Origin of the sequence: Mycobacterium sp. (assembly GCF_029961025.1) — a bacterium.
Lineage (GTDB): Bacteria > Actinomycetota > Actinomycetes > Mycobacteriales > Mycobacteriaceae > Mycobacterium.
The window spans coordinates 1-2,739 of the sequence record NZ_JASBVP010000023.1 but is presented as its reverse complement, the minus strand read 5'-3'; the positions used below and the strand labels follow the sequence as shown (position 1 = coordinate 2,739).

Sequence of the window (2,739 nt, the reverse complement as noted above, 5' to 3'; positions counted from 1 at the left end):
TTGGTGGTCTTGATGCCGAGGTAGAACGGCGCGTTGTTCGACAACAGACCCAGCAGATCCAGCGTTAGCACACCGCTGAAGGTGCTGGACTCCTGCGCCGTACCGCCCAAGGCCGTCGAAATGGTGATCTGGGGCAGCACCGTGGCGGCGACGAGCAAGGCGTTGGGCACGAACAGAGTGAAGCCGGGAATCTGGCCCGCCGGATAAGTGACGCCCTGAGGGCCTTTCACCGCCAATCCCGCCCCGCCGGTGAGCAACGACAGATCCAGGTTGATCGAGGCGAAATTGGTGGGATTGCTGTCGATCACGTTGTTGGGATTGGTTACCGAACAGGCAAGGCAAGTGGCGGTCGTGCTGGTGGTCACCGAAGCGCCCGTGCTGATCGAGGCGGTGCAAACCGCCTGGTTCCCGCTGGTCGTTCCGCCGGTCGTCGGCGGGGGGTTGCCCCCGGCACCGGTACCGGGCCCGTTGGAAGTGCAGGCCAGCAGCAGTGTCACCGCTGCCAAGCTGGTGCCAAATTTGAACCGCTTAACCATACTCATGATGTAACTCCCTCGCAGTCCCTTGCGCATGCTCAGTTGAGGATATGCAGCTCGACGCGGCGGTTGCGCTCACGGCCTTCGGCGGTGGCATTGCTCGCCACCGGGTCGGCCTTGCCGTAACCCTTCGGCGTCACGCGCGAGGACTCGATGCCCTGGCTGACCAGGTAATCGCGCACCGCTTCCGCACGGCGCTGCGACAGCTTGAGGTTGTAGGCGTCGCTGCCGATGCTGTCGGTGTAACCGGCGATCTCGACGTTCATGTCGGGATACTTCTTCATGATGTCCACCACCCACTTCAAGATGGTCTGGGCATCCGGGCGCAGGCGAGTCTTGTTGAACTCGAAGGTCACGCCATCCAGGCGCACCACTTTCGGGATCGGACAGCCGTCGCCGTCCACGCGCGTGTTGGGCGGCGTGTTGGGGCACTTGTCCTTCTCGTTGATGACGCCGTCGCCGTCGTCGTCGCGCAGACCCCAGGGGATTTCCACCATCTTGACCTTCTCGGGCGGAATCGGCGGTGCGACCACCTCGCGGCTGACATAAAACGGGATTTCGATACCGATGCCCGCCCGAACGTCGTTGAACCCGGTGTGGGTCTCGGTGCTCATGAAATCGTGAAGGTAACGGCCTTCGGCGCGCAGCCGGATCCGGTTGTGCCAGAAAGTGCCGGTGACGAAGCCCAGGCCGGCGTCCGCGTACCCCGAGGCACCGTTGTTGGTGCGCGGGTGCTCATCGTTGAAGTCTCCGCCGCCGCCCAGGAGGATATACGGCGTGAAGTGCTGACGATCGCCGAAGTTGTAGACCAGGTCACCACCCAAGGTGTAGCGGTAAAGGTCGCCGCCCCCATTGGGACCGGTCTCGATGTTGTCGTAGCCGAACACTGCTTCCCAGCCCCAATGGTTGGCGAAGTGGCGACCGTAGATGCCCATGCCGCCGCCGCCGTTGTGCACCTCGGGACCGTGTTTGTCGTCGGCGAACAGATAGTGACCCATGGCGCTCAAGTAATCGATGTCGCGCACGCCGCTCATCGCCTCGGCGGACGCCGGCGCTTGCTCGCCGCTCGGCGCGGGCTCGGTCGTTTCGCCGCCGGCCGGCGCGGTTTCGCCGCCCGGTGCGGCTTCGGCCGCTCCGCTGGTATTGCTTTCGCTGCCCGCCGCGGGCGCTTCAGGATTCGCCGGGGTCTCGGTGCCCCCCGCGGCAGGCGCCGCCGGCTGAGTATTGCCCCCGGCGCCATTCTGATCCGTCGCGCCGTTGTCCTGGGCGGGCGCGGCGTTTTGCTGGGTGGCCTGATCGTCCTGGGCGTAAACGGCGCCACACAAGGCCAGACCGCAGATGGCCACTAGCTTTGCTGAGCGATACATGAAAAGCCCCCTTGCCTCAAAGCGCGTCCTGCGCGTGATTATTCGCCCGGCACCTCGCCCTCGACGCGTCACGATCGAGGAACGATCGGGCGTCGAAAATATAGCACACCGGTGCGGAAAAATAAATGTTCATCCACCGTATATGAGGGGGCGTGCGTCACGAACACGTCACGAAACTGAATAACGGCCCATAAAGCGCTCGAACAGGGTTCCCTACACCCGCTGGGGACCGTCGCGCCTTCCGCGCTGGTGCTTCTTGTGCCCGTTCGGGCAGGGGCTAGAATATGCCCATACGCGCGGCGGCAAGGCGCCCCATCGCCGCGGGGATGAAGCACCGGGATTGAAACAAGACGCGGGTGTAGTTCAATGGTAGAACTGCAGCTTCCCAAGCTGCTAACGTGGGTTCGATTCCCATCACCCGCTCCACATTCTCGATTCCGCCGCCGTCGGGAGCCTGCCGCAGACTGACTGGCGTACTTGCGCCAGCGCACGTTTCGGCGATGCCAAAACGCGAAAATGCGATTGACGAGGCCCCTGGAATCGTCGATATTGACCAAGCACAGGGCCCGGTCGCAGGACCAGGGAGTTGGGGTTAAGGGACTCGCCGCTTTCAGGGAATCTCCAATGCGTATCCACCGCACCGCATCGCTTGCGTTCATTGTTCTGGGCGCGCCGGCCGTCGCGCTCGCCCAAGCCGACGACTCCGACACCAGCGTGCGCCAGCATGCGGAAGTGGTGTCGGGCGACTACATCGCCGTCCTGCCGGGTTATGCCATCCCCGACAGCGGCCGCGGCACCCAGCGCAACGGGTTCACGATGTCGATCATCTACGGCAA

The 2,739-nt window shown here is 63.8% G+C and carries 4 protein-coding genes and 1 tRNA gene; 3 read left to right on the top strand and 2 right to left on the bottom strand.

Annotated elements, in window-relative coordinates; genetic code table 11:
- The coding region (locus tag QJR12_RS17605; protein WP_300584778.1) for a hypothetical protein at positions 1-308 on the bottom strand (308 nt) is incomplete at its 3' end.
- Here QJR12_RS17605 and QJR12_RS17600 point away from each other — a divergent pair.
- On the top strand, positions 289-549 hold the full coding sequence (locus QJR12_RS17600) for a hypothetical protein (RefSeq protein ID WP_300584776.1): 261 nt from the start codon (positions 289-291) through the stop codon (positions 547-549). The two genes, QJR12_RS17605 and QJR12_RS17600, sit on opposite strands and share 20 nt — an antisense overlap.
- Positions 550-574: 25 nt before the next feature.
- Here QJR12_RS17600 and QJR12_RS17595 read toward each other — a convergent pair whose 3' ends face one another.
- Positions 575-1,903, bottom strand: coding sequence for an OmpA family protein (locus tag QJR12_RS17595; RefSeq protein ID WP_300584774.1), 1,329 nt, complete (start codon positions 1,901-1,903; stop codon positions 575-577).
- 352 nt (positions 1,904-2,255) lie between these two features.
- Here QJR12_RS17595 and QJR12_RS17590 point away from each other — a divergent pair.
- Together QJR12_RS17590 and QJR12_RS17585 are read left to right on the top strand one after the other, a co-directional pair.
- Positions 2,256-2,329: transfer RNA gene (locus QJR12_RS17590), tRNA-Gly, on the top strand.
- 198 nt (positions 2,330-2,527) lie between these two features.
- On the top strand, positions 2,528-2,739 hold a 212-nt coding region (locus QJR12_RS17585; protein WP_300584772.1), incomplete at its 3' end, for a hypothetical protein.